This is a genomic window from Mesorhizobium sp. M5C.F.Ca.ET.164.01.1.1, from assembly GCF_004792125.1.
Lineage (GTDB): Bacteria > Pseudomonadota > Alphaproteobacteria > Rhizobiales > Rhizobiaceae > Mesorhizobium > Mesorhizobium wenxiniae.
This window is the reverse complement of record NZ_SRTG01000493.1, coordinates 1-300: the sequence shown is the minus strand read 5'-3', so window position 1 is coordinate 300 and position 300 is coordinate 1. Positions and strand designations below refer to the sequence as shown.

At 61.3% G+C, this 300-nt stretch carries 1 pseudogene; it reads right to left on the bottom strand.

The annotated features are described in order from the left end of the window. Positions 1–300, bottom strand: a pseudogene (locus EN807_RS34430) (tyrosine--tRNA ligase); the annotation flags it as partial.

Here is a 300-nt window from a genome sequence, read left to right as displayed (position 1 = left end):
ACACAGCGCCGGAGCCCGACTTCTCCATCTTGGCGCCCGACGAGATGGTGAGCAGCGGCGTCGTCATCGCAACGAGCTGCACGCCTTCCATGCGATGACCGAGATCGATGCCGTTGACGATGTTGCCCCACTGGTCGGAGCCGCCCATCTGCAGCCGGCAGCCAAAGCGCTTGTAGAGCTCGACGAAGTCATAGGCCTGCAGGATCATGTAGTTGAATTCGAGGAAGGACAGCGACTGCTCGCGGTCGAGCCTCAGCTTCACGCTGTCGAAGGCGAGCATGCGGTTGACGGAGAAATGCC